Below are 22306 nucleotides of genomic sequence, written 5' to 3'. Positions count from 1 at the left end.
CGGTCTTGCGACCAGCCCGTGGTAGCGATCCGGCTAATCTGCGCTTAGCGTCGATGTCAGTTGGCGAGAGCGACCTTTGGGAGGAGGCGCAGATTCTGGACAGTTGGTGCAGAGGCGCGGAGGACTATTCGATGAAGCCACAGCTGGAGGTCGTGCAGATAGGGCGCTCGCAATCCTTCAAGGCGTGGGAGCACGGCTATCCCTTCCACACGGTGCGCTGGCATTTCCATCCGGAATACGAAATCCACCATGTGGTTGCGACGACCGGTCACTATTTCGTCGGTGATTTCATTGGCGAGTTCGCGCCCGGCAACCTGGTGCTCACCGGTCCGAACCTGCCCCACAACTGGGTAAGCGACGTACCGGCCGGGGCGGCGGTGCCGTTGCGCGGTCGCGTCGTGCAGTTCTCGGAGGAATTCTTCTCCGATGCAACAAAGGCCTTCCCCGAATTGGCTGCATGCGCGGACGTGCTGGAACGCAGCCGCCGCGGCGCGCTGTTCCCCGCTGCAACGGCGGAGCTCGCCGCGCCCCTCCTGGAAGAGCTTGTCGGCGCTCAAGGCATTCGCCGGGTGGAACTGTTCCTTCGCCTCGTCGACATCCTGAGCCATGCCGCCGATGTGGTGGAGCTTGCCAGTTCGGGTTACCTGCCGGACCCGTCGGGGTTCATGTCCGAAGGCATCAACAAGGTGCTGGCCTACATAAGTTGCCATTTGACCGAGCCGTTCAGCGAAAGCGACCTCGCGGCAATCGCCGGCCAGAGCACCGGCGGGTTCTCGCGCAGCTTCCGCCGCCATACGGGCATGGCGCTGGTGCAATACGTAAAGCGGTTGCGCATCAACCTTGCATGCCAGTTGCTGATGAGCGAGGCCGGGCTGTCGATCACCGAGATCTGCTACGCCGCGGGCTACAACAACATCTCCAATTTCAACCGCCAGTTCCTTGAGCAGAAGGGCATGCCGCCGTCCCGCTTCAGGGCATTGCTGAGCGAAAATGCAAGCGCGGAGATTGCCGCCTAACAGGGAGGAACCGGGAGGAGTCAACAATTGCAGGCAGAAAGGACGCGGGGTGTGTCAACAACGCCCCGTGATGGATATCGCTTGTTCTGAAATCCGGAATCCGTGCGGCGAGCTGAACGCTTGGGGCTGCATGAAGAACTATAAAACTATATTGAAACGGAGGAAATGAAATGACCAGATTTGCATCGAAATCGGCTGGCGCGATTGCGTTCGCACTCTCTCTCCTCGGCAGCACCGCAGCCTTTGCCGGGGCGGTTACTGACGCCACCGTCGCCTTCCTGATGCCCGATCAGGCGTCGACCCGCTACGAGCAGCACGATTATCCGGGCTTCGTCGCCGAAATGAAGAAGCTGTGCCCCGGCTGCAAGGTGCTCTACCAGAACGCCGACGCCGATGCCGCGCGCCAGCAGCAGCAGTTCAACTCCGTCATCTCGCAGGGCGCCAAGGCGATCGTGCTCGATCCGGTGGACTCCACCGCCGCCGCTTCGCTGGTCAAGCTGGCACAAAGTCAGGGCATCAAGGTGATAGCCTACGATCGGCCGGTTCCGAGCACACCCGCCGATTTCTACGTCTCCTTCAACAACGAAGGCATCGGCAAGGCCATCGCCGACTCCCTTGTCGAGCATTTGAAGGCGCTGAAGGTCGATCCCGCCAAGGGCGGCGTGCTGCAGATCAATGGCTCGCCGACCGACGCCGCCGCCGGCCTGATCAAGAAGGGCATTCACGAAGGGCTCGACAACAGCGGCTACAAGATCCTGGCCGAGTTCGACACGCCGGAATGGGCGCCGCCGAAGGCGCAGCAATGGGCAAGCGGCCAGATCACTCGCTTCAGTGGCCAGATCCTCGGTGTCGTTGCCGCCAATGACGGCACCGGCGGCGGCGCGATCGCCGCGTTCAAAGCGGCCGGCGTCGATCCGGTGCCGCCGGTCACCGGCAATGACGCAACGATCGCCGCACTGCAGCTGATCATCGCCGGAGACCAGTACAACACCATCTCGAAGCCGAGCGAGATCGTCGCCGCGGCCGCCGCCAACGTCGCTGTCAAGCTGCTCTCCGGCGAGACGCCGAAGGCCGAGATGACGCTCTACGACACGCCCTCGCAGCTGTTCACGCCGGCAGTGGTGACGCAGGAGAACCTCAAGGCCGAGATCATCGACAAGAAGATCAACACGGCCGAGGAACTCTGCGTCGACCGTTATGCCGAAGGCTGCAAGAAGCTCGGCATCATCAAGTGAGCGAAGGCGTATAATGGCGCCCGGCCGTCGCAAGGCGGCCGGATGCTTCCCGGCCGGCCGGGCAAATGGAAGGTTGCCGACAATGACCGACATTCCCGACAATCCGGTTTCGCCGGGCGAACTGGTGCTCAGCCTGCGCGGCATCTCGAAGCATTTCGGGGCTGTCTCGGCCCTCACCGACATCGATCTGGACGTCCATGCGGGCGAGGTCGTGGCGCTGGTCGGCGACAATGGCGCCGGCAAGTCGACGCTGGTCAAGATCCTCGCAGGTGTCCATCAGCCAAGCTCGGGAACCATCACCTTTCGCGGCAGGACCGTCACCATGCCGGATCCCAGCGCCGCACTGACGCTCGGCATCGCCACCGTCTTCCAGGACCTGGCGCTGTGCGAGAATCTCGATGTCGTCGCCAACATCTTCCTCGGCAACGAGCTTAGCCCGCTGCGCCTCGACGAGGTGGCCATGGAGATACGCGCCTGGACGCTGCTCAATGAATTATCGGCGCGCATTCCGAGCGTCCGCGAGGCGGTGGCATCGCTGTCCGGCGGCCAGCGCCAGACCGTGGCGATCGCCCGCTCGCTGCTGCTCGACCCCAAGGTCATCCTGCTCGACGAACCGACCGCCGCCCTTGGCGTTGCCCAGACGGCGGAAGTGCTCAACCTAATCGACCGCGTGCGCGAGCGCGGCCTCGGCGTGCTGATGATCAGCCACAACATGGAGGATGTGCGGGCCGTCGCCGACCGTATCGTCGTGCTGCGGCTCGGCCGCAACAACGGTATTTTCGAGCCCGACGCCTCGAACCAGGAACTGGTCAGCGCCATCACCGGCGCCTCCAACAACGCGGTCTCGCGCCGCGCCGAGCGGCGCCGTGCCGAACGCGGACAAGCGCAGGAGCAGCGGCCATGACTGCGGAGATCAAGCACGACACGTCGGCTTCGACGGCGCTGGACCGCGGCGACACACGCGTCAAGCATGCGACAGGGGTGGGCGGCAGGATCATCGCCTTCCTCGACCGCGTGCGCTCGGGCGATCTCGGCTCGCTGCCTGTGGTCGTCGGACTGGTCATTATTTGGACCGTCTTCACCAGCCTCAATCCGGTCTTCGTCTCGTCAAGCAACCTGGTCAACCTTCTGTTCGACTGCTCGACCGTGGGCGTGATCGCGCTCGGCATCGTCTGCGTCCTGATGGTCGGCGAGATCGACCTGTCCGTCGGCTCGATCAGCGGTTTTGCCTCGGCACTTGTCGGCACGCTGTGGGTCAACCAGGGCTGGCCGGTGGCGCTCGCCATCCTCACGGCCATCGTCTTCGGCGGACTTATCGGCTCGCTCTATGCGCTTCTGTTCAACCGGCTCGGCATGCCGAGCTTCGTTTCGACGCTCGCCGGCCTGCTCGCCGTGCTCGGCATGCAGCTCTACATCCTCGGCTCCACCGGCTCGATCAATCTGCCTTACGGCTCGAATCTGGTGAATTTCGGCCAGCTCATGGTCATGCCGGACTGGCTCTCCTATGCGCTGGCCGCGGTTCCCGGCGTCGTGCTTTTGGTCACAGGCTTGCGCACCGTCAGCCGCCGCCGCGCCGTCAACCTGTCGCCGCCCTCGGTCGGCGGGCTCATCCTGCGTGTCGCCGCCATCACGGTCGGGCTGGAGCTGATCGTCGCCTATCTCAACCAGGCGCGGGGCATTCCCTGGATGTTCGGCCTGTTCGTCGGCCTCGTGGTGGCGATGAACTACGCACTGACGCGCACCAAATGGGGCCGCTCGATGACCGCCGTCGGCGGCAACCGGGAAGCGGCGCGCCGCGCCGGCATCAAGGTGCGGTTGATCTATCTCAGTGCCTTCGTGCTGTGTTCGAGTTTCGCCGCACTCGGCGGCGTGCTCTCGGCGGCGCGGCTTGCCTCTGCCAGCCAGCAGGCCGGCACCGGCGATGTCAACCTCAACGCCATCGCGGCGGCCGTCATCGGCGGCACCAGCCTGTTCGGCGGTCGCGGCAGCGCCTATTCGGCGCTGCTCGGCATCATCGTCATCCAGTCGATCGCCAGCGGGCTGACCTTGCTCGATCTGTCGTCGTCGCTTCGCTACATGATCACCGGCGCCGTTCTGGCGATCGCGGTCATCGTCGATTCCCTGGCGCGGCGCTCGCGGGTTTCCCACGGCCGAGCCTGAACCGATCACTAGGAAGAGGGTAGAAATGGCTCAGGATCTGAGTGGAAAAGTCGCGGCAATCACCGGCGCCGCGTCGGGCATTGGCCTGGAATGCGCAAGGGCGATGCTTGCCGCCGGCGCCCGCGTCGTGCTCGTCGACCGTGCCGGGCAAGCGCTGAGGGATGTTTGCGCGGAGCTCGGACCGCGGTCGATCCCCCTGGTGATCGACCTGATGAAACCGTCCGATGTCGCCGGCATGATGCCCCGGATTCTGGAAACGGCCGGCCAGCTCGACATCTTCCATGCCAATGCCGGCGCCTATGTCGGCGGCGATGTCCTCGACGGCGATCCGGACGCCTGGGACCGCATGCTGAATCTCAACATCAACGCGGTGTTCCGCTCCGTGCATGCCGTCCTGCCGCACATGGTCGAGCGCAAGTCCGGCGACATCATCGTCACCAGTTCGATCGCCGGGCTGGTTCCCGTCGTCTGGGAGCCGATCTACACCGCCTCCAAACATGCCGTGCAGGCCTTCGTCCATACCGTCCGCCGCCAGGTCGCCAAGCACGGCCTACGCGTCGGAGCCGTTGCTCCAGGGCCCGTCGTGACGGCCCTGATCAGCGATTGGCCGCAGGAGAAGCTCGACGAAGAACTCGCGGCAGGAGGGTTGATGCAGCCCGCCGAAGTGGCGGAAGCCGTGCTGTTCATGCTCACACGTCCGCGCAACGTCACCATTCGGGATCTTGTGATCCTGCCGCAGAGCAATGATTTGTAGTCAATAGTGAATAGTGAATAGTGAATAGAAGGTAATCTGCTCACTACTCACTACTCACTACTCACCACTCACTACTCACTACTCACTACTCACTACTCACTACTCACCACTCACCACTCACCATCCACCATTCACTCCGAGGTCCCCATGCCTTCCCACTTCCTCGGCATCGATGTCGGCACCGGCAGCGCGCGCGCCGGCGTTTTTGACGAGCGCGGCGAGCTCCTGGCTTCGGCCAAGTGCGACATTGCTCTCTTCGTCGAGCCTGGCGAGATCGCCGAACAGTCGAGCCGGGACATCTGGCAGGCGGTCTGCTCGAGCGTGCGTGAGGCGGTCGGGAAGTCGGGCGTCGATCCGCGGGAAATCGGCGGCATCGGTTTCGACGCGACCTGTTCGCTGGTGGTGGTTGGAGACGATGGCGCGCCACTGCCAGTCGGCCGGTCGGGCGACAGCCAACGCAACATCATCGTCTGGATGGATCATCGGGCGCTCGATCAGGCCCAGCGCATCAATGCCGGCCGGCATCGGGTGCTGGATTATGTCGGCGGCGTCATCTCGCCGGAGATGGAAACGCCGAAACTGTTGTGGCTGAAGGAGAACCTGCCTGAAACATTTGCCCGGGCGGGGCAATTCTTCGACCTCACCGACTACCTGACCTGGCGCGCCACCGGCAGTCTGGCGCGCTCGGTATGCACGATGACTTGCAAATGGACCTATCTCAGCCATGAGCACCGCTGGGACGAGAGCTATTTTCAAGCCATCGGGCTGGGCGAACTCGCCGACGAGAACTTTGTCCGCATCGGTACCGAAGTCGTTGAGCCGGGAACGGCGGTCGGCTCGGGGCTGACCGCAGCAGCCGCAGGCGAACTGGGGCTTGCTGCCGGCACGATCGTTGGCGCCGGGCTGATCGACGCCCATGCCGGCGGCGTGGCGACCGTCGGGGCCGCTGGAGACATCGGCAGCATCCAGTCGCGAATGGCCTATGTGCTCGGCACCTCGGCGTGCACAATGGCAAGCAGCGATGCGCCGGCTTTCGTGCCGGGGGTTTGGGGTCCCTATTATTCGGCGATGGTGCCTGGGCTTTGGCTGAACGAGGGCGGCCAGTCAGCGGCAGGCGCCGCCATAGATCATCTGGTGCGTTTTCACCCTGCCGCGGCCGAAGCAACCGAGCGGGCGGCGGCCGAAGGCAAAACCCTGGTCGACTGGCTGGCTGCGACTGCTGCCGCAAGCTCGGAAAACCTCTCGGCGGCGGCTGCGCTCGCTGGAGCCATCCACGTGGTCCCCGAGTTTCTCGGCAACCGTTCGCCTCTCGCCGACCCAGATGCCCGTGGCCTGATCGCAGGGATCGGCACCGATCGCTCCGTCGACAGCCTCGTTGGTCTCTATATCGCCGGGATTTGTGGCCTCGGCTATGGAGTTCGCCAGATCGTCGCGGCGATGGCATCGTCGGGCTATGGCATCGACACGATCGTCATCAGCGGCGGTGCCGGCCAGTCGCCGCTGGTTCGCCAACTCCTCGCCGACGCCACCGGCATGGCAGTCGCCGCCTCCCGGTCGCCCGAGCCGGTGTTGCTGGGCGCCGCGATGCTGGGCGCGGTCGCAGCAGGCCGTTATCCTGACCTGTCGACCGCCATGCCAGCCATGTCACGGCTGGGCGACGTCTTTTGGCCGGCCGCCGGCTCGGTGCGGACGTGGCACGACCGACGCTACGAAGCGTTCATCGCGCTGCAAGCCGCTGCCCGTGGCATTCGCTGAGCGTACGCGTCCCGGCTGATGCCGCATCAGCGCCGCACCCTTTGCGCGAGATTATGACATGCATCCTCGGGCCTATGCGTCCGCTTCGCTCCCGCTCCGCTCGTGGATGACAAAGTCCATATTATTGCAAAATCCGCGTGACAAATTTTGACGTTTACGTAAAAAGGAGGCCGCGAACCAAACGCCAAAGACCAATGGTTTCGCGTCGGCTGAGGTCCTACGATCGGACGGCCAGTACGGAGGAGGAGCAGAGAGCATGTACCGCGCACCGGTCGAGGACATCGCCTTCACACTGAAACACGTCGCCGGCCTGAAGTCGGCGCTGGAGGCGGGCACGTTCGGCGACCTTGGCGAGGATCTGGTCGACGCCATCCTGGCAGAGGCCGGCCGCTTCGCCAGCGAGGAGATCGCGCCGCTCTATAAGATCGGCGACGAGCATGGTGCGGTGCTCAAGGACGCGGCCGTCACCACGCCGCGCGGCTGGAAGGAACTCTACCGGCGCTGGATCGAGGGCGGCTGGAACGCGCTGTCGGGACCGGAAGAATTCGGCGGCCAGGGCCTGCCCACAATGCTTGGCGTCGCCGCGCTCGAAATGTGGAATTCTGCCGCCATGGCTTTCGGCATCGGCCCGACGCTGACCATGGGCGCCGTCGAGGCGCTGACCAAGCACGCCTCCGAGGAACTCAAGGCCAAATATCTGGAAAAACTCGTCTCCGGCGAGTGGATGGGCACGATGAACCTGACCGAGCCGCAGGCGGGCTCCGATCTGGCTGCGCTGCGAAGTCGCGCCGAGCCGGCAGGCGACGGCACCTACCGCATCTTCGGGCAAAAAATCTTCATCACCTATGGCGAGCACGATTTCACCGACAACATCGTCCATATGGTGCTGGCGCGGCTGCCCGACGCGCCGGCTGGCACGCGCGGCATCTCGCTGTTCCTGGTGCCGAAATTCCTGGTCAATGACGATGGCTCGCTCGGTGCCCGCAACGACGTCTTCTGTTCCGGCCTGGAACATAAGCTTGGCATCCATGCCTCGCCGACCTGCACCATGATCTATGGCGACGGGTTTCAAGGCATGACACCCGGCGCCGTCGGCTGGCTGATCGGCGAGGAGAACAAGGGGCTGGCCTGCATGTTCACCATGATGAACAACGCCCGTCTTGCCGTCGGCATGCAGGGCGTGGCGGTGGCCGAAGCGGCGACCCAGAAAGCCATCGCCTATGCCAATGAGCGCCGCCAGGGCAAGGCCTCGGACTATGCGGGTGCCGGCATGGCGCCTATCGTTCATCATCCGGATGTCCAGCGCAACCTGTTGACGATGAAGGCGCTGACGCAGATCGCCCGCTCGATCAGCTATTCCTGCGCGCATGCCATCGACCGTGCCCGTGTCGCGGAAGGCGAGGCCGCCGCCAACTGGCGCGACCGCGCCAATCTGCTGACGCCGCTGGCGAAAGCCTTTTCAACCGATATCGGAGTCGAGGTCGCATCGCTTGGGCTGCAGGTGCATGGCGGCATGGGCTTCATCGAAGAGACGGGCGCGGCGGCGCTCTATCGCGATGCCCGCATCGCCCCGATTTACGAAGGCACCAACGGCATCCAGGCGATCGATCTCGTCTCGCGAAAACTGCCGCTCGGCGGCGGCGAGCATGTACACCGCTATATCGGCGAACTGAAAGCGGTGTCGGACGCGGTGCGTACCTCGAACATCGACGGCTTCGGCCGCACCGCCGACAATCTCGACCGGGCGCTTGCCGATCTCGACGAGGCGACGCGCTTCCTGCAAAGGCTGCTGGCCGACGGCAAGGCCGATGCCGCGATGGCCGGCGCCACCCCCTATCTCAGGCTGATGTCGTTCACCGCCGGTGGCGCCTATCTGGCGCAAGGCGGGCTTGCCGATCGTGGCCGCATCGCCCTTTGCCGCTTCTTCGCCGAAAACCTGCTTGGCGAAACGCGCGCCCTCAAGGAGCGCGTCATTGACGGCGCCGAAAGCCTGGCCGCTGCCGGCAAATCGCTGATATCGGCCTGAAACATTCCAACGCTCGAAGGGACCACCGTGACCGACCATATCCTCATCGAGCGCCGCGGCGCCGTGCAGATCATCCGCATGAACCGCCCCGACAAGAAGAATGCGCTGACGCGCGCCATGTACGCGAAAATGTCGGCCGCCCTTGCCGAAGGGGATGCCGATCCAGGGGTGCGCGTGCACGTCTTCCTCGGCCTGCCCGGCGCCTTCTCGGCCGGCAATGACCTTGCCGACTTCCTGGTTGTTGCCACCGGCGGCGAGGGCGGCACTGAAGTCTGGGATTTCCTGATGGCGCTGGCCAGGGTGGAAAAGCCGGTGGTTTCGGGCGTTGACGGCATCGCGGTCGGCATCGGCACCACGCTCAACCTGCACTGCGACCTCACCTTCGCCACGCCGCGCACGGTGTTTCGCACACCTTTCGTCGATCTCGGCCTGGTGCCTGAGGCCGGCTCAAGCCTGCTTGCGCCGCAGATCCTGGGCCGGCAGGGCGCTTTTGCCCTGCTTGGGCTCGGCGAAGATTTTTCCGCCGAGCGCGCCAAAGCCGCCGGCCTGATCCATGAGGTGGTCGAAGAGAGTGCCCTGGAGAGCGCGGTGCTGACCGCGGCCGGCGAGATTGCCGCCAAGCCGCGGCAGGCGCTGAAGATCGCCCGCGACCTGATGCTTGGCTCCCGCGACGAACTCGTCGCCCGCATCAAGCTCGAAAGCGAGCATTTCCGCGAGCGGCTGAGATCCGAAGAGGCGCGCGCCGCGCTCACGGCTTTCATGACGCGGAAGAAAGCTGGTTGAACCTAAGCAGGTTCCGCAAAAGTGTCCCACGATCTTGCGATAAGAACCCTCGGCAAACAAAGAAATCCAAGCAGAGATTCGTGGGCCGAGCCATGAATGTCTGCTTAGCGATGCTCGGTCGCGATACGCAAGCCAAGACCGATCAGAAGTGTCCCGGTGATCCCTTCGACGACGCGCCGGACCGACGGCTGGCGAAGCCAGTCTCCGGCCTTGGCAACGACGGCTGCGTAAAACACCAGCCACGCGAAGGTCGTCAACGCAAAGGTGATCCCAAGCAACAACAGCGATAAGAATGTCGCTTCGCCGGCCGGTACGAACTGCGGCAGCAGGCTGGGGAAGAACACGGCGATCTTCGGATTGCTGAGATCACTGACAAGGCCTTGCCGATAGGCAGCGCCTGATGCCAGACGGGCTTGCGGAACTTTTGCCGTCTGGGGATGCGGGATGGCAGATGGCCGGAACGCTTCACGCAACGCCTGGGCGCCGAGGTAAATAAGATAGGCCGCCCCGGCATATTTGATCGCCAGGAAGAGCGGTTCGGAAGCCGTGAGCAAGGCAACGATGCCGGCGCTGGTGGCAAGCGCCCAGATCGACAGGCCTGACGCGATTCCGAGCGCAGTGAAGAGTCCCGCGGAACGGCCGCCAAGCAGCGTGTTGCGGATCGTGATCGCCGTGTCCGGCCCGGGTGTCATGATCACCACCAGGGAAACGCCGAGGAATGCCAGAAAGAGTGTCATGCCATTCCTCCAGTGGAGCAGATATCAAGGATAGAGCCGCGTCTTGTCCCAGCCGCCCGCTGCGTTGCGCGAAAAGACGACGCGGTCGTGCAGCCGGAACGGTCGGTCATGCCAGAACTCGATCGTCTGCGGCAGGATGCGGAAGCCCGACCAGTGCTTCGGCCGCGGTATATCGCCGATGGCATAGCGCGCCGTGTATTCGGCGACCGCCTTCTCCAGCGCGAAGCGGCTTTCCAGCGGCCGCGACTGTTTCGAAGCCCAGGCGCCGATACGGCTGCCGCGCGGCCGCGTCGCGTAATAGGCGTCGGCCTCGGCCTCGCTGACGATCTCCACCGGCCCGCGCACGCGCACCTGGCGGCGCAGCGATTTCCAGTGGAAGCACATCGCCGCCTTCATGCTGCCAAGAATCTCGCGGCCCTTGGCGCTCTCGAAATTCGTGTAGAACACAAACCCCCGTTCATCGAACCCCTTGAGCAGCACCATCCGGACGTCCGGCATGCCGTCGGCATCGACGGTTGCCAACGCAACGCCGTTGGGATCGTTGGGCTCGCTTTTGGTGGCATCGTCCAGCCAGGCGGCAAAGAGCCGGAACGGCTCAGCCGCGTCTGTGAAGTCACCGCTTGTTAACTCAGTTTCGTTCATAGTTTTCCGAATTTTTAATGTTCGTGGAGGAGATCGCCGATTGTCGCGTATCGCGCAAGCTTTTGACAGCAGGCAACGGAGCGTTATCGCTTCGGCCAGCGCCAAGGTTGCGCTCCTGACATTGGCGCTTCCGCTCGCCGCCTGCGGCGCCGGCGGCTTCAGCCTGCAAAAGGCCGAGATCGACCGTTCCATCATCACCTCCAGCGCGCCCTCGTCGGCCGGGGCGCCGGTGAGCAGCGACCAGGCGTCGGACCAGACCACGATCGGCAACGCCGTCTCCTCCGCCGACATCGAGCAGCTCGGCGGCCAGGCGGTGCCGTGGGCCAATGCCGGCACCGGCTCGCGCGGCTCGATCACCGAGCTGGTCGAACTGAAGGACACCGGCCAGACCTGCCGCCGCTTCACCGCTTCGCGCGAGAGCTTCGACGGGGTGTCGATGTTCAAGGGCGAGCTGTGCATGGCCGGTGCCGGCGGATGGCACATGCAGGCGTTCGAGGCGCTCTGATTTTCAGTCGCCGATCTCGCCTTGCGCCACTGGAATTTCTTCCTATGGGGGCGCATATAGGGAGCAACCGCGGACTCATTCTCTCAAGCAGGCAGGAAGCATGCGCGACCCCTATGAGGTGCTGGGCGTTGCCAGGAACGCATCGGCCAAGGACATAAAATCGGCGTACCGCAAACTCGCCAAGAAGCATCATCCGGACCAGAATCCGAATGATCCCAAGGCGAAGGACCGGTTTGCCGCCGCCAACCAGGCCTACGAGATCGTCGGCGACGAGAAGACGCGCGCCGCCTATGATCGCGGCGAGATCGACGCCGACGGCAAGCCGAAATTCCAAGGTTTCGAGGGCGCGGCCGGCGGTGGCGATCCGTTCGCCGGGTTCCGCCGCCAGCAGGGACCCGGCGGGGCGCATTTCGAGTTCCGCACGGGACGCCCGGGCGGCGATCCGTTCGACGGCAACAGCGACATTTTCAGCCAGATCTTTGGCGATGCCTTCTCCGGCGTTCGCGGCGCGGGCGAGCGCCGCCGGCCCGTCCAGGCCGCTGACCTCAACGTCACGCTCGACGTCACCATCGAGGAAGCGGCCACTGCCGAAAAGGTGACGGCGATGTTCCCGGACGGCCGCAAGGTGGCGGTCAAGCTGCCGGCGTATGTCGAGGACGGCCAGACCATCCGCCTCAAGGGCCAGGGCGAGCAGGGCCCAGGCCAGCCGGGCGATGCGCTGGTCAAGATCCATTTTCGCCGCCATCCGCGCTATCGCATCGAGGGCCGCGACCTGCATGTCGATTTGCCCGTGGAACTCACGGATGCGGTGCTCGGCGCCAAGGTTGCGGTCGAGACGCCGACCGGCAAGCTCGCCGTCAACGTTCCGGCATGGTCGAGCTCGGACAAGGTATTGCGCCTGAAGGGCAGGGGTTTGCCCGAAAAGGCCGGCGGCCATGGCGATCTCTACGCCCATGTGCGGCTGATGCTGCCGGAAGGCGGCGACGGCGAGCTCGAGGCGCTGATGCGCCGCCGAAAAGGCTGATCGGATAAGTTTTCCCCCGCGGACAGTCCGTTATGGACGCTTGAAGGGGCTCGGTGCCTGTGCGATAGGCTCCACAAGCTGATATTTCTTGCGGAGAACGCGCACATGGCGGGTGGACAGGGCCTGATGGCCGGTAAGCGGGGCCTGATCCTCGGCGTCGCGAACAATCGGTCGATTGCCTTCGGCATCGCCAGGGCCTGCGCCGATCACGGCGCCGAAATCGCGCTGACCTATCAGGGTGAGGCCTTCAAGAAGCGCGTCGAGCCGCTGGCGGCGGAACTCAACGCCCATGTCGCCGGCCATTGCGACGTCACCGATCCGGAAAGCCTCGACGCCGTCTTCGCCGACATCGCCAAGCATTGGGGCAAGCTCGATTTCCTCGTCCACGCCATCGCCTTTTCCGACAAGGACGAGCTGACCGGCCGCTATGTCGAGACGACGCGCGACAATTTCCTGCGCACCATGGATATTTCGGTCTATTCCTTCACCACTATCGCCAAACGGGCCGAGCCCCTGATGACCGATGGCGGCTCGCTGCTGACGCTGACCTATTACGGCGCCGAGAAGGTAATGCCGCACTATAACGTCATGGGCGTCGCCAAGGCGGCGCTCGAAGCCAGCGTGCGCTATCTGGCCGTCGATCTCGGCGCCAGGAAAATCCGCGTCAACGCCATCTCCGCCGGCCCGATCAAGACGCTCGCCGCTTCCGGCATCGGCGACTTCCGCTACATATTGAAGTGGAACGAATACAATTCACCGCTGAAGCAGACGGTGACGCAGGAAGAAGTCGGCGATTCCGCCGTCTATTTCCTGTCGGACCTGTCGCGCGGCGTCACCGGCGAGGTCCATCATGTCGATTCCGGCTACCACGTCGTCGGCATGAAGGCGGTCGACGCGCCCGACATCTCGACCGTCAAGGACTGAGCCTCTCTGCTTATCCCTCCCGTCCAGGCCCGACCTACGGAAGACCTGATGTATCCGCTCGTCTACATCGCCCGCCACGGCCAGACGCAGTGGAATGCCGAGCGCCGGCTGCAGGGCCAGGCAGACACCGATATCAACGCGCTTGGCCGCGAGCAGGCAACCCACAATGGCCGGCGGCTAACGGAGTTTGTCAGAAATCCTGCGGATTTCGACTTTGTCTCAAGCCCGATGCGGCGCACGCGCGAAACGATGGAAGCGATGCGCGCCGCGATGGGGCTCGACCCTTTCGCCTACCGCACCGATCCACCTCTGGTGGAATTGAGTTTCGGCGACTGGCAGGGTTTCACCTTTGCCGAGCTCGAGGCCAGGCATCCCGGCTCGACCAAGGCACGACGCTTCGCCAAATGGGATTTCCAGCCACCCGGCGACGGCGCCGAAAGTTATCAGATGCTGCTCGAACGGGTAAAGCCGTGGTTCGACGCGCTCGACAGGCAGACCGTCTGCGTCACCCATGGCGGCGTCATGCGCTGCCTGTTCCGCTTTGTGGCCGGCGTCTCCAAACAGGAGGCGGCCAGTCTTGAAATCCCGCAGGATAGACTGCTCCGGCTGGAAGGCCGGAGCCTGGAATGGCTGTAAGACTGAAAGGCGCGCGAATGCAGGTCGGGCCGGCCTCACCTGAATTAATTCGCGCTGCTGTCCGGCAGTTCCATGTCGGTGACGACGTTCTCGCCATTCGTCACGTCGAAGGCGATGACGATATCCATGCCGGGCTTCAGCGCGTCGAGATCGGTCTCGGCGTTGAGTTTGTAGGACTTGCCGTCGTCCAGCGTCAGCGTGAGGCTGTCCTTGTCGACCTTCTTGATGAGGCCTTCGGTCTGGCCGGCGAAAGCGGCGGCGGTGGAAATCATGAGCATGGCGGCAACAGCGCCAATCAGGGTACGCATCGTCGTCCTCTTTGGTCATTGCGCCGGCTTGGTCAGCGGCGGGTCCTCAACGGCGGATGGAAGAGAGCAGAAAACAACCGAATGTGTCAAAACTAAATCCGCCGGATCACAGTTTGACCACTGTGGAAAACGCCAATAGAAGGCAGGCTTCAGCCGGCTTCGGGGCCGGGCAGGACGCTTAAATGTCTCACAACACCTTCGGCCATTTGTTCCGCGTTACCACCTGGGGTGAAAGCCACGGCGCCGCGCTCGGTTGCGTTGTGGATGGCTGTCCGCCCGGCATCCGCTTCAGCCGTGAGGAGATCCAGGCCGAGCTCGACAGGCGCCGCCCCGGCCAGTCGCGTTTCGTCACCCAGCGCCGCGAGCCCGACGAGGTGAAGATCCTCTCCGGCTTCATCCTCGACGAGGACGGCGAGACGATGATCACCACCGGTACGCCTATCTCGATGCTGATCGAGAATGTCGATCAGCGCTCCAAGGATTATGGCGAGATCGCCCGCCAATACCGGCCGGGCCATGCCGACTACACCTACGACGTCAAATACGGCCTGCGCGATCATCGCGGCGGCGGCCGCTCCTCGGCGCGCGAGACGGCGGCGCGTGTGGCGGCCGGCGCGCTGGCGCGAAAGGTGGTGCCGGGCATGGTGGTGCGCGGCGCGCTGGTCTCCATGGGCGAAAAATCGATCGACCGCGCCAACTGGAACTGGAATTTCGTCAGCGATGCCGAAAATCCGTTCTTCACCCCCGATCCGGCGTCCGTTCCGGTCTTCGCCGCCTATCTCGACGGCATCCGCAAAGCCGGCTCCTCGGTCGGCGCCGTCATCGAGATCGTCGCCGAGGGCGTGCCGGCAGGCCTCGGCGCGCCGATCTACGCCAAGCTCGACCAGGACATTGCTTCCGGCCTGATGTCGATCAACGCCGTCAAGGGTGTCGAGATCGGCAACGGCTTCGAGGCCGCCCGCATCACCGGCGAACAGAATGCCGACGAGATGCGCATCGGCAATGACGGCAAGCCGGTGTTTTTGTCCAACAATGCCGGCGGCATTCTCGGCGGCATCTCGACCGGGCAGGCGATCGTCGCCCGTTTCGCCGTCAAGCCGACCTCTTCGATCCTGACGCCGCGCAAATCGATCGACAAGGACGGCAATGACGTCGAGGTGAAGACCAAAGGCCGCCACGACCCCTGCGTCGGCATCCGCGCCGTGCCGATCGGCGAAGCCATGGTTGCCTGCGCGGTCGCCGATCATTATCTGCGGCACAGAGGACAGACGGGGAAGGGGAGTAGGGGAGTAGGGGAGTAGGGGAGTATGTTGCGCGGCATGCCGAGCCATCCGAATTTCCTTTCCCTACTCCCGTACTCCCTTATTCCCCTACTCCCTTAGCGAGCAAAGCGAGCCCATGCCTTACGACCAAAAAAAAACCGTCGAAGCGATCCGCGCCTTCGAGCGCGGCGAGATCGTCGTCGTCATGGACGATGACGGGCGCGAGAACGAGGGCGACCTGATCGTTGCCGCCGTCCATTGCACGCCGGAAAAAATGGCCTTCATCGTCCGCAACACTTCCGGCATCGTCTGCACGCCGATGCCTCGCGAGGAAGCGCGGCGCCTGAACCTGCAGCCGATGGTGGCCGACAATGATTCCGCCCACACCACCGCCTTCACCGTCAGCGTCGATTTCAAGCACGGCACCACGACCGGCATTTCGGCCGATGACCGCACGCTGACCGTCCGCAATCTCGCCAACGGCAATGTCGGCCCGTCGGATTTCGTCCGCCCTGGCCACATCTTCCCGCTGATCGCGCGCGAAGGCGGCGTGCTGATGCGCTCCGGCCATACGGAAGCCGCCGTCGACCTCTGCAAGCTCGCCGGCCTGCCGCCGGTCGGCGTCATTTCCGAACTGGTCAACGACGACGGCACGGTCAAGCGCGGCCCGCAGGTCGCGGCCTTTGCCGAGGAGCATGGGCTGAAGCAGGTTTCGGTCGCCGATCTCATCGCCTACCGGCAGCGCAAAGAGACGCTGGTCGTGCGCGTCGCCTGCTCGGACATCGACACGCCCGGCGGCAAGGCGCAGGCCTTCACTTACACGCTGCCTTGGGATTCCATGCACCATCTCGCAGTCGTCTTCGGCGATATCCGCGATGGCGAGGAGGTGCCGGTGCGCCTGCATTCGGAGGATGTCGTCACCGACGTGTTCGGCACCAGCCATCGGCTGGACGCCATCATGAAGGCGATGGGCGAGCGCCGGCGCGGCGTCATCGTCTATCTGCGCGAAGGCTCCGTCGGCGTCGCCCATCAGGAGCGCAAGCGGCCGGCGAGCGGCGACCGCGAGGACCACGAAGAGGCGCGCCGCCGCGAGAGCGAGTGGCGCGAGATCGGGCTTGGCGCCCAGATTCTGAAGGATCTCGGCATTTCCTCCATCAACCTGATCGCCTCGCGTGAGCGCCACTATGTCGGCCTCGAAGGTTTTGGCATCCACATCGCCAAGACCGAGATTTTGTAGTCCGTCGACGGATTGACGGTCCTCCGCGACGTCGTCATCCACGGGCGGAGCAAGGAGCGAAGCGACGCGCGAAGACCCGAGGATCCATTCCGTGACGTCGAAGCGTCGCGACGGTTCAGAATTCTGCTCCGCTGCACTCTACGATCAAGGTAACGGAATGGATCCTCGGGTCCGCGCTCCGCTTCGCGTCGCTCCGTCCGTGGATGACGATGTCGAGGAGCCCTCGGCTAACTGCCAACGTCTGTGACCGAATAACCGTCACTCCGCCGGGACCACCGCCTCGCCCCGATCCACGTCGCAATCCTCCGTTGCCAGCCGGCATTGGCCGGCGAGCACTGTGCCGAGCGCAATCGCGCCCGCCGCCACCGATACCCAGAATCCGCTCTGCGGGCCGAACGCGTCGACCACCGCGCCGGCAGCGAAGGAGCCCAGCGCCATGCCGATGCCGATCCCGGTCGTCACCCAGGTGACGCCTTCCGTCAGCATCGCCGCCGGCACATGACGCTCGATCAGGCCGAAGGCGGTGATGAAGGTCGGCGAGATGGCGAAACCGCTGACGAAGACGGCTAGCGCCAGCAACGGTACGGTGTCGGCAAACAGCAGCGGCAGCGTGGTGAGCGCGATGACGGCGACGGCAATCGCCAGTTGCCGTTGCAGCGGCATTGTCAGATTGAGCGCGCCGATGATGATGCCGAGCACAAAGGATCCCAGCGCATAGACGCCGATGACCAGACTGGCCGCCTCGGGCTGGCCGAGCTCTTTGGTGATGGCAACCGTGGTCACTTCCGTCGTCGCGAAGGTCGCGCCGATGAAGATCAGAGCGAAAGTGATGATCTGCACCGGCCTAAGGCGGATCGCCGATCCGGCCGCGCCATCCGCCGCCGGACGCACCGGCGGCTCCGTCGAACGCTGAAGCAGGAACGCAGCCGAGCCGAAGGCGAGCAGCAGGGTGCTCACCAGCACGCCGGCTTCCGGGAACAGCGCAGCGCTTAAGCCCACCGACAGCGACGCACCGGCGACATAAACCAGCTCGTCGGCCGCGGATTCAAAGGCGAAGGCGGTGTTGAGCTCTGGCCGATCGCGGAAAATCTCGGTCCAGCGCGCCCGCACCAGCGCCGGGATGCTCGGCATTGCGGCGGCAAGCAGTGCCGACAAGAACAATGTCCATATCGGCCAATGCTGATTGGCAGCTACGATCAGTGTTGCGAAGAAAAGCACGGAAATGAAGGTTGCCGGCATGGCCACTCGTGTCTGGCCGAGCCGGTCCACCAGTCTCGATATCTGCGGGGACAGAAAGGCGTTGACCAGCGCATAGGTCGCCGAGACGGCTCCGGCCAGCCAGTATTCGCCATGCGTCTGTGCCAGCATCGCCACGATGCCGATCGGCGCCATGGCGATCGGCAGCCGGGCGATAAAGGCAGCCGCGGCAAAACCCTTGGTGCCGGGAGCCCGAAAGATTTCCAAATAGGGGTTTCGCATCGTCTTGTTCCTCGACAAGGGGAAGGCAGGCAATTACATACGCGGCGTATGAGTGTCAGATAGTTCATACGTAGCGTATGTCAATTGGCATACGGAGCGTATGTGGATAGGTCCAGAAGCCATGCACAAACCCCGCAAGGAGATGATCGCCGAGACGCGCGCCAAGCTGATCGCCGCAGCCCGCCATGCCTTCGGCACGATCGGCTATGCAGACGCTTCGATGGACGATTTTACTGCTTCGGCCGGCCTGACGCGCGGTGCGCTCTACCATCATTTCGGCGACAAGAAGGGCCTGTTGCAGGCGGTGATCGCGGAGATCGACGGTGAGATGGCAGCGCGCGTGAACGAGGTAGCGTCACGGGCGCCAACCCGCTGGCAGCACTTCGTCGACGAGTGCACCACCTATATCGAGATGGCGCTGGAGCCGGAGATCCAGCGCATCATGTTCCGCGACGGCCCGGCCGTCCTCGGCGACCCGGCACAATGGGCGAACGCTAATGCCTGCGTCGCTTCAATGACCGAGCACCTGACGGCCTTGCAGCAAGAGGGCGTCGTCGTGCCCGATCTCGATCCCGAAACCGCGGCGCGGCTGATCAACGGCGCCAGCAGCCAGGCCTCGCAGCGCATCGCCAATTCCAAGGACCCTGAAGCGACGTCGAAGAAGGCGATAGCAGCATTCAAGCAGCTGCTCGAAGGGTTGCTCAAGAAGCCAAAGCAAACGACCGGGTAACCACACCCGCCGGCTTGTGCACCGGTTTTTGGGCCGGCACGCCGCTGCCGCGTTGACAATCTCGTGCGTGGGCGCATCCTCTCGCGCCATCTTAAGGCAGGGGTCGGGCCATGTGGGACTTCAGCATCGGCAGGTCGGTGTCCATCATGATGAGGACATGGCCTTTCATCGTCTTTCGCATGATCGTCTATTTCGGCATCACGCTGGCTTTCATCATGGCGACCGGCACCGGCGCCAGCGTCGGCTATGGCGTCGGCCACATCTCGACCGATCCCGACGGTCCGCTCTCCTTCGCGCTCTGGGGCGGCGTGGTCGGCTTCGGCGTCGTCGCGGTCGCTATGTACTGGATCCGCGGATACATCCTCTACATCGTCAAGGCCGGGCACATCGCGGTCATGGTCCATCTCATCGACGGCCATGACGTTCCCGACGGGCAGGGCCAGATCGCCTATGCCAGGGAAGTGGTCGCCCAGCGTTTCGCCGAGGCCAATATCCTTTTTGTCGTCGATACGCTGGTCAACGGCGCCATCCGCGCCATCACCGGCCTGACCGCCGGCATCGCCGCCTTCCTGCCCATTCCCGGCCTTAGCGGCCTCGTCAGCTTCGTCAACACCGTCATCCGCCTGTCGCTGACCTATGTCGACGAGATCATCCTCGGCTACAACATCCGCATCAATTCGAGCACGCCTTTCGAGACTGCCAGGCAAGGCGTCGTGCTTTACGCCCAGAACGGCAAGATCATGGTCAAGAACGCGGTCTGGCTGGCGGCGATCATGTGGGGCGTGTCCTTCCTCATTTTCCTTTTGATGCTGGCGCCGGCCGCCGCCATCCTGTGGGTCATGCCGGGACAGCTTGCCGGCTGGGCCTTCGTGCTCGCCATCGTCTTTGCGTGGGCCTTCAAGGCGGCCTTCATCGAGCCATTCGCCATCGTTTCGCTGATGCAGGTCTATTTCGCAACCATCGAGGGCCAGGTTCCCAATCCCGAATGGGACCGGCGGCTGGTCGAAACCTCGTCGAAATTCCGCGAGCTCAAGGACAGGGCGCTTGCCTCCTTCCGCGGCTCGCGCTGGGAGGCGCCGAGCACCGCAGTCTGATCATGGCTTCCGCCGGTCTTCCGCGCCGAGCCTCACTATCGCCGATTTGAGCGGCGCCTCGCCGGCGCCGCAGAAAATCTCGCTCATCACCAGCTCTGGCAGCGGCAGCCGACGGCCCCAGCCATGCGCTTCGAGATCCGGTTTCGGCGCGAATTCCGAGACGCGGCCGACGCACAGATAGGCGATCGGCGTCACGTGCTCGGGGATCGACAGCAGCCGCTTCAGCGCTTGCGTTTCGATGATGCTGACCCAGCCGACGCCGACGCCCTCGGCCCGCGCGGCCAGCCAGAAATTCTGCACGGCACAGACGGTGCTGTAGAGGTCCATCTCCGGATTGTGCCAGCGCCCGAGCGGCGAGTTTTGCGAGCGCTGCCGGTCGCAGGTGATGCACAGGTTCAGCGCGCTTTCGCAGATGCCTTCGAGCTTCAGCTTGCGGTAGAGCGCCCGCCGCTCTTCTTCCATGGCCGGCAATTCCTGTTCGCGGGCGGCGAGAAACAAATCGCGCACCTGCCGCCGCCGTTCCGCATCGCGGATAACGATGAAATTCCACGGCTGCATGTAGCCGACCGACGGCGCGTGATGAGCGGCCGTAAGCAGCCGCGCCAGCACCCGGTCATCGAGATCGTCCGACACGAAGTGGCTGCGCACGTCGCGCCTGGTGAACATCGCCCGGTAGACGGCGTCGCGCCCCAATTGGTCAAAGTCTTCGCCGCCCGCGGCGGTTGCTGGTACCGTCATCGCTTGTCCCCTTGCGATAAGCAGTCCTCCGCCTGACCATGCGGACGACCATGTCTGCCGGGCCGGTCTTCTGGCTCGGGATCGACCCGCGTCCGGCGCCTTCCCGTCATCGACAGTGGCTTTTGCCGGCGCGGTCCCCCTCACAGCGTTGGGCACGCCACGGAATTCAACCGTGTTCCCGATTCTCCCGCGTCGCGGGCACCAGGCAGCGGCGGGACCTTATCGCGAACGCAGCGCGACGCCAATGCCGCCGGCGACACGGCAAGGCGCGATTTCCCCAGCCATTGGAATTCGAAACATGGTCATTCCGGTCGTAGGTGCCTAGATTAGGGCAATGGCTACCCGTCTCTACACCCATCCGGTCTTCCTCGAACACATCACGCCGCCCGGCCATCCCGAGCGGCCCGACCGTCTGCGCGCCATCGAACGCGTGCTGGACGACGAGGCGTTTTCAGCCCTAGACCGCGTCCAGGCGCCGGAGGGCGACGAGGCGACCATCCTCTACGCGCATCCTGAGGATTTCGTCGAGCGCGTGCGCGCCGCGATCCCCGAAACCGGGCTCGCCCGCATCGATGCCGACACCACTGCCAGCCCGAAGAGCTGGCAAGCGGCGGTGACGGCGATCGGCGCCGCCAACGCCGCCGTCGACGACGTTTTCGAGGGCCGCGCCGCCAATGCCTTCGTTGCCGCGCGTCCACCCGGCCACCATGCCGAGAAGACCACAGCGATGGGCTTCTGCCTTTTCAACACTGCGGCGATTGCCGCCCGCTACGCGCAAAAAAAGCACCAGGCCGAGCGCGTCGCCATCGTCGACTGGGATGTCCACCACGGCAACGGCACGCAGGACATTTTTTGGGACGACCCGTCGGTGCTCTACTGCTCGACGCACCAGATGCCGCTTTATCCGGGCACCGGGGCAAAAAACGAAACCGGCGCCGGCAACATCGTCAACGCGCCGCTGGCGCCGCAAACCGGCAGCGAAGCGTTCCGCGACGCGTTCCTGTCGCGCGTGCTGCCGTCGATCGAAGCGTTCGCGCCCGACCTGATCATCATTTCGGCCGGTTTCGACGCGCACCGTCGCGATCCGCTGGCCGAGATCAACCTGACCGAGGAGGATTTCGACTGGGCGACGGGCCAGCTGATGGAACGCGCCGGACGCCACAGCGGCAACCGGCTCGTTTCCCTGCTGGAGGGCGGCTACGATCTGCAGGGACTGGCATTTTCGGTCGCCGCCCATGTCGGGCGGCTGATGAAGGGATAG

The 22306-nt window shown here is 64.3% G+C and carries 22 protein-coding genes and 1 riboswitch; of the genes, 17 read left to right on the top strand and 5 right to left on the bottom strand.

Annotation, left to right across the window (positions count from 1 at the left end; all coding sequences use genetic code 11):
• The first annotated feature begins 131 nt into the window (after positions 1-131).
• From FJ974_RS24530 to FJ974_RS24495, 8 genes are all read left to right on the top strand, one after another.
• Positions 132-1016, top strand: coding sequence for an AraC family transcriptional regulator (locus tag FJ974_RS24530; protein WP_140538632.1), 885 nt, complete (start codon positions 132-134; stop codon positions 1014-1016).
• A 170-nt stretch (positions 1017-1186) separates the two neighbouring features.
• Positions 1187-2251 (top strand): sugar ABC transporter substrate-binding protein, encoded by a 1065-nt coding sequence (locus FJ974_RS24525; protein ID WP_140538592.1) that lies wholly within the window; start codon positions 1187-1189, stop codon positions 2249-2251.
• An 82-nt stretch (positions 2252-2333) separates the two neighbouring features.
• On the top strand, positions 2334-3155 hold the full coding sequence (locus FJ974_RS24520) for an ATP-binding cassette domain-containing protein (protein ID WP_140538591.1): 822 nt from the start codon (positions 2334-2336) through the stop codon (positions 3153-3155).
• Entirely contained in the window at positions 3152-4411 is a 1260-nt protein-coding gene (locus FJ974_RS24515; RefSeq protein ID WP_140538590.1) for a sugar ABC transporter permease, read from the top strand. The genes FJ974_RS24520 and FJ974_RS24515 overlap by 4 nt, the downstream gene beginning before the upstream one ends.
• A gap of 25 nt (positions 4412-4436) precedes the next feature.
• A complete protein-coding gene (locus FJ974_RS24510) occupies positions 4437-5165 on the top strand; it encodes an SDR family oxidoreductase (RefSeq protein ID WP_140538589.1) in 729 nt (242 codons plus the stop codon).
• 147 nt (positions 5166-5312) lie between these two features.
• Positions 5313-6920 carry an FGGY-family carbohydrate kinase gene (locus FJ974_RS24505; RefSeq protein WP_140538588.1) on the top strand — a complete coding sequence of 536 codons (1608 nt, stop codon included), beginning with the start codon at positions 5313-5315 and terminating at the stop codon, positions 6918-6920.
• A 256-nt stretch (positions 6921-7176) separates the two neighbouring features.
• Positions 7177-8946: an acyl-CoA dehydrogenase family protein gene (locus FJ974_RS24500; RefSeq protein WP_140538587.1), complete on the top strand. Its 1770-nt coding sequence runs from the start codon at positions 7177-7179 to the stop codon at positions 8944-8946.
• A gap of 27 nt (positions 8947-8973) precedes the next feature.
• Positions 8974-9729, top strand: coding sequence for a crotonase/enoyl-CoA hydratase family protein (locus FJ974_RS24495; protein WP_140538586.1), 756 nt, complete (start codon positions 8974-8976; stop codon positions 9727-9729).
• Between the two features lie 104 nt (positions 9730-9833).
• Here the strand turns inward: FJ974_RS24495 and FJ974_RS24490 are convergent, their stop codons facing one another.
• Both FJ974_RS24490 and pdxH read right to left on the bottom strand, forming a co-directional pair.
• Complete coding sequence (locus FJ974_RS24490; RefSeq protein WP_140538585.1) at positions 9834-10466, bottom strand: LysE family translocator; 633 nt, start codon at positions 10464-10466, stop codon at positions 9834-9836.
• 24 nt (positions 10467-10490) lie between these two features.
• On the bottom strand, positions 10491-11108 hold the full coding sequence (gene pdxH, locus FJ974_RS24485; RefSeq protein ID WP_140538584.1) for a pyridoxamine 5'-phosphate oxidase: 618 nt from the start codon (positions 11106-11108) through the stop codon (positions 10491-10493).
• A gap of 40 nt (positions 11109-11148) precedes the next feature.
• Here pdxH and FJ974_RS24480 point away from each other — a divergent pair, with 40 nt between their 5' ends.
• From FJ974_RS24480 to FJ974_RS24465, 4 genes are all read left to right on the top strand, one after another.
• Positions 11149-11613, top strand: coding sequence for an RT0821/Lpp0805 family surface protein (locus tag FJ974_RS24480; RefSeq protein WP_140538583.1), 465 nt, complete (start codon positions 11149-11151; stop codon positions 11611-11613).
• A 100-nt stretch (positions 11614-11713) separates the two neighbouring features.
• On the top strand, positions 11714-12637 hold the full coding sequence (locus tag FJ974_RS24475) for a DnaJ C-terminal domain-containing protein (protein WP_140538582.1): 924 nt from the start codon (positions 11714-11716) through the stop codon (positions 12635-12637).
• A 105-nt stretch (positions 12638-12742) separates the two neighbouring features.
• Positions 12743-13561, top strand: coding sequence for an enoyl-ACP reductase FabI (fabI, locus tag FJ974_RS24470; RefSeq protein WP_140538581.1), 819 nt, complete (start codon positions 12743-12745; stop codon positions 13559-13561).
• 48 nt (positions 13562-13609) lie between these two features.
• Entirely contained in the window at positions 13610-14197 is a 588-nt protein-coding gene (locus tag FJ974_RS24465) for a histidine phosphatase family protein (protein WP_140538580.1), read from the top strand.
• 44 nt (positions 14198-14241) lie between these two features.
• On the opposite strand, the gene FJ974_RS24460 is transcribed toward FJ974_RS24465, so the two are convergent.
• Positions 14242-14505, bottom strand: a complete 264-nt coding sequence (locus FJ974_RS24460) for a DUF1344 domain-containing protein (protein WP_140538579.1) — start codon at positions 14503-14505, stop codon at positions 14242-14244.
• Positions 14506-14687: 182 nt separating this feature from the next.
• On the opposite strand from FJ974_RS24460, the gene aroC reads away from it, so the two are divergent.
• Positions 14688-15806, top strand: coding sequence for a chorismate synthase (gene aroC, locus FJ974_RS24455; protein ID WP_140538578.1), 1119 nt, complete (start codon positions 14688-14690; stop codon positions 15804-15806).
• A gap of 97 nt (positions 15807-15903) precedes the next feature.
• Positions 15904-17004, top strand: a complete 1101-nt coding sequence (gene ribB / locus FJ974_RS24450) for a 3,4-dihydroxy-2-butanone-4-phosphate synthase (protein ID WP_140532415.1) — start codon at positions 15904-15906, stop codon at positions 17002-17004.
• Positions 17005-17262: 258 nt separating this feature from the next.
• On the opposite strand, the gene FJ974_RS24445 is transcribed toward ribB, so the two are convergent.
• Positions 17263-18483, bottom strand: coding sequence for an MFS transporter (locus tag FJ974_RS24445; protein WP_140532417.1), 1221 nt, complete (start codon positions 18481-18483; stop codon positions 17263-17265).
• Positions 18484-18604: 121 nt separating this feature from the next.
• Here FJ974_RS24445 and FJ974_RS24440 point away from each other — a divergent pair, with 121 nt between their 5' ends.
• On the top strand, positions 18605-19213 hold the full coding sequence (locus FJ974_RS24440; protein ID WP_140532419.1) for a TetR/AcrR family transcriptional regulator: 609 nt from the start codon (positions 18605-18607) through the stop codon (positions 19211-19213).
• A 110-nt stretch (positions 19214-19323) separates the two neighbouring features.
• Positions 19324-20307, top strand: a complete 984-nt coding sequence (locus tag FJ974_RS24435; protein ID WP_140532421.1) for a hypothetical protein — start codon at positions 19324-19326, stop codon at positions 20305-20307.
• Here FJ974_RS24435 and bluB read toward each other — a convergent pair whose 3' ends face one another.
• Positions 20308-21045, bottom strand: a complete 738-nt coding sequence (gene bluB, locus FJ974_RS24430) for a 5,6-dimethylbenzimidazole synthase (protein WP_140532423.1) — start codon at positions 21043-21045, stop codon at positions 20308-20310.
• Between the two features lie 42 nt (positions 21046-21087).
• Positions 21088-21266: riboswitch (cobalamin riboswitch) on the bottom strand.
• Positions 21267-21379: 113 nt separating this feature from the next.
• On the opposite strand from bluB, the gene FJ974_RS24425 reads away from it, so the two are divergent.
• On the top strand, positions 21380-22306 hold the full coding sequence (locus FJ974_RS24425) for a histone deacetylase family protein (RefSeq protein WP_140532425.1): 927 nt from the start codon (positions 21380-21382) through the stop codon (positions 22304-22306).

The organism is Mesorhizobium sp. B1-1-8 (genome assembly GCF_006442795.2).
Classification (GTDB): Bacteria; Pseudomonadota; Alphaproteobacteria; order Rhizobiales; family Rhizobiaceae; genus Mesorhizobium.
The sequence above is the reverse complement of the archived record's forward strand: the minus strand, read 5'-3'. Positions and strand labels throughout refer to the sequence as shown.

Excerpts from the sequence above, each read along its gene's own strand:
- FJ974_RS24475 (WP_140538582.1), top strand. The coding sequence starts at position 11,714 with ATGCGCGACCCCTATGAGGTGCTGGGCGTTGCCAGGAACGCATCGGCC.
- fabI (WP_140538581.1), top strand. The coding sequence starts at position 12,743 with ATGGCGGGTGGACAGGGCCTGATGGCCGGTAAGCGGGGCCTGATCCTC.
- bluB (WP_140532423.1), bottom strand. The coding sequence starts at position 21,045 with ATGACGGTACCAGCAACCGCCGCGGGCGGCGAAGACTTTGACCAATTG.
- FJ974_RS24505 (WP_140538588.1), top strand. The coding sequence starts at position 5,313 with ATGCCTTCCCACTTCCTCGGCATCGATGTCGGCACCGGCAGCGCGCGC.
- aroC (WP_140538578.1), top strand. The coding sequence starts at position 14,688 with ATGTCTCACAACACCTTCGGCCATTTGTTCCGCGTTACCACCTGGGGT.
- FJ974_RS24500 (WP_140538587.1), top strand. The coding sequence starts at position 7,177 with ATGTACCGCGCACCGGTCGAGGACATCGCCTTCACACTGAAACACGTC.
- FJ974_RS24440 (WP_140532419.1), top strand. The coding sequence starts at position 18,605 with ATGCACAAACCCCGCAAGGAGATGATCGCCGAGACGCGCGCCAAGCTG.
- FJ974_RS24435 (WP_140532421.1), top strand. The coding sequence starts at position 19,324 with ATGTGGGACTTCAGCATCGGCAGGTCGGTGTCCATCATGATGAGGACA.
- FJ974_RS24530 (WP_140538632.1), top strand. The coding sequence starts at position 132 with ATGAAGCCACAGCTGGAGGTCGTGCAGATAGGGCGCTCGCAATCCTTC.
- FJ974_RS24515 (WP_140538590.1), top strand. The coding sequence starts at position 3,152 with ATGACTGCGGAGATCAAGCACGACACGTCGGCTTCGACGGCGCTGGAC.
- FJ974_RS24425 (WP_140532425.1), top strand. The coding sequence starts at position 21,380 with ATGGCTACCCGTCTCTACACCCATCCGGTCTTCCTCGAACACATCACG.
- pdxH (WP_140538584.1), bottom strand. The coding sequence starts at position 11,108 with ATGAACGAAACTGAGTTAACAAGCGGTGACTTCACAGACGCGGCTGAG.
- FJ974_RS24520 (WP_140538591.1), top strand. The coding sequence starts at position 2,334 with ATGACCGACATTCCCGACAATCCGGTTTCGCCGGGCGAACTGGTGCTC.
- ribB (WP_140532415.1), top strand. The coding sequence starts at position 15,904 with ATGCCTTACGACCAAAAAAAAACCGTCGAAGCGATCCGCGCCTTCGAG.
- FJ974_RS24510 (WP_140538589.1), top strand. The coding sequence starts at position 4,437 with ATGGCTCAGGATCTGAGTGGAAAAGTCGCGGCAATCACCGGCGCCGCG.
- FJ974_RS24460 (WP_140538579.1), bottom strand. The coding sequence starts at position 14,505 with ATGCGTACCCTGATTGGCGCTGTTGCCGCCATGCTCATGATTTCCACC.
- FJ974_RS24490 (WP_140538585.1), bottom strand. The coding sequence starts at position 10,466 with ATGACACTCTTTCTGGCATTCCTCGGCGTTTCCCTGGTGGTGATCATG.
- FJ974_RS24465 (WP_140538580.1), top strand. The coding sequence starts at position 13,610 with ATGTATCCGCTCGTCTACATCGCCCGCCACGGCCAGACGCAGTGGAAT.
- FJ974_RS24525 (WP_140538592.1), top strand. The coding sequence starts at position 1,187 with ATGACCAGATTTGCATCGAAATCGGCTGGCGCGATTGCGTTCGCACTC.
- FJ974_RS24445 (WP_140532417.1), bottom strand. The coding sequence starts at position 18,483 with ATGCGAAACCCCTATTTGGAAATCTTTCGGGCTCCCGGCACCAAGGGT.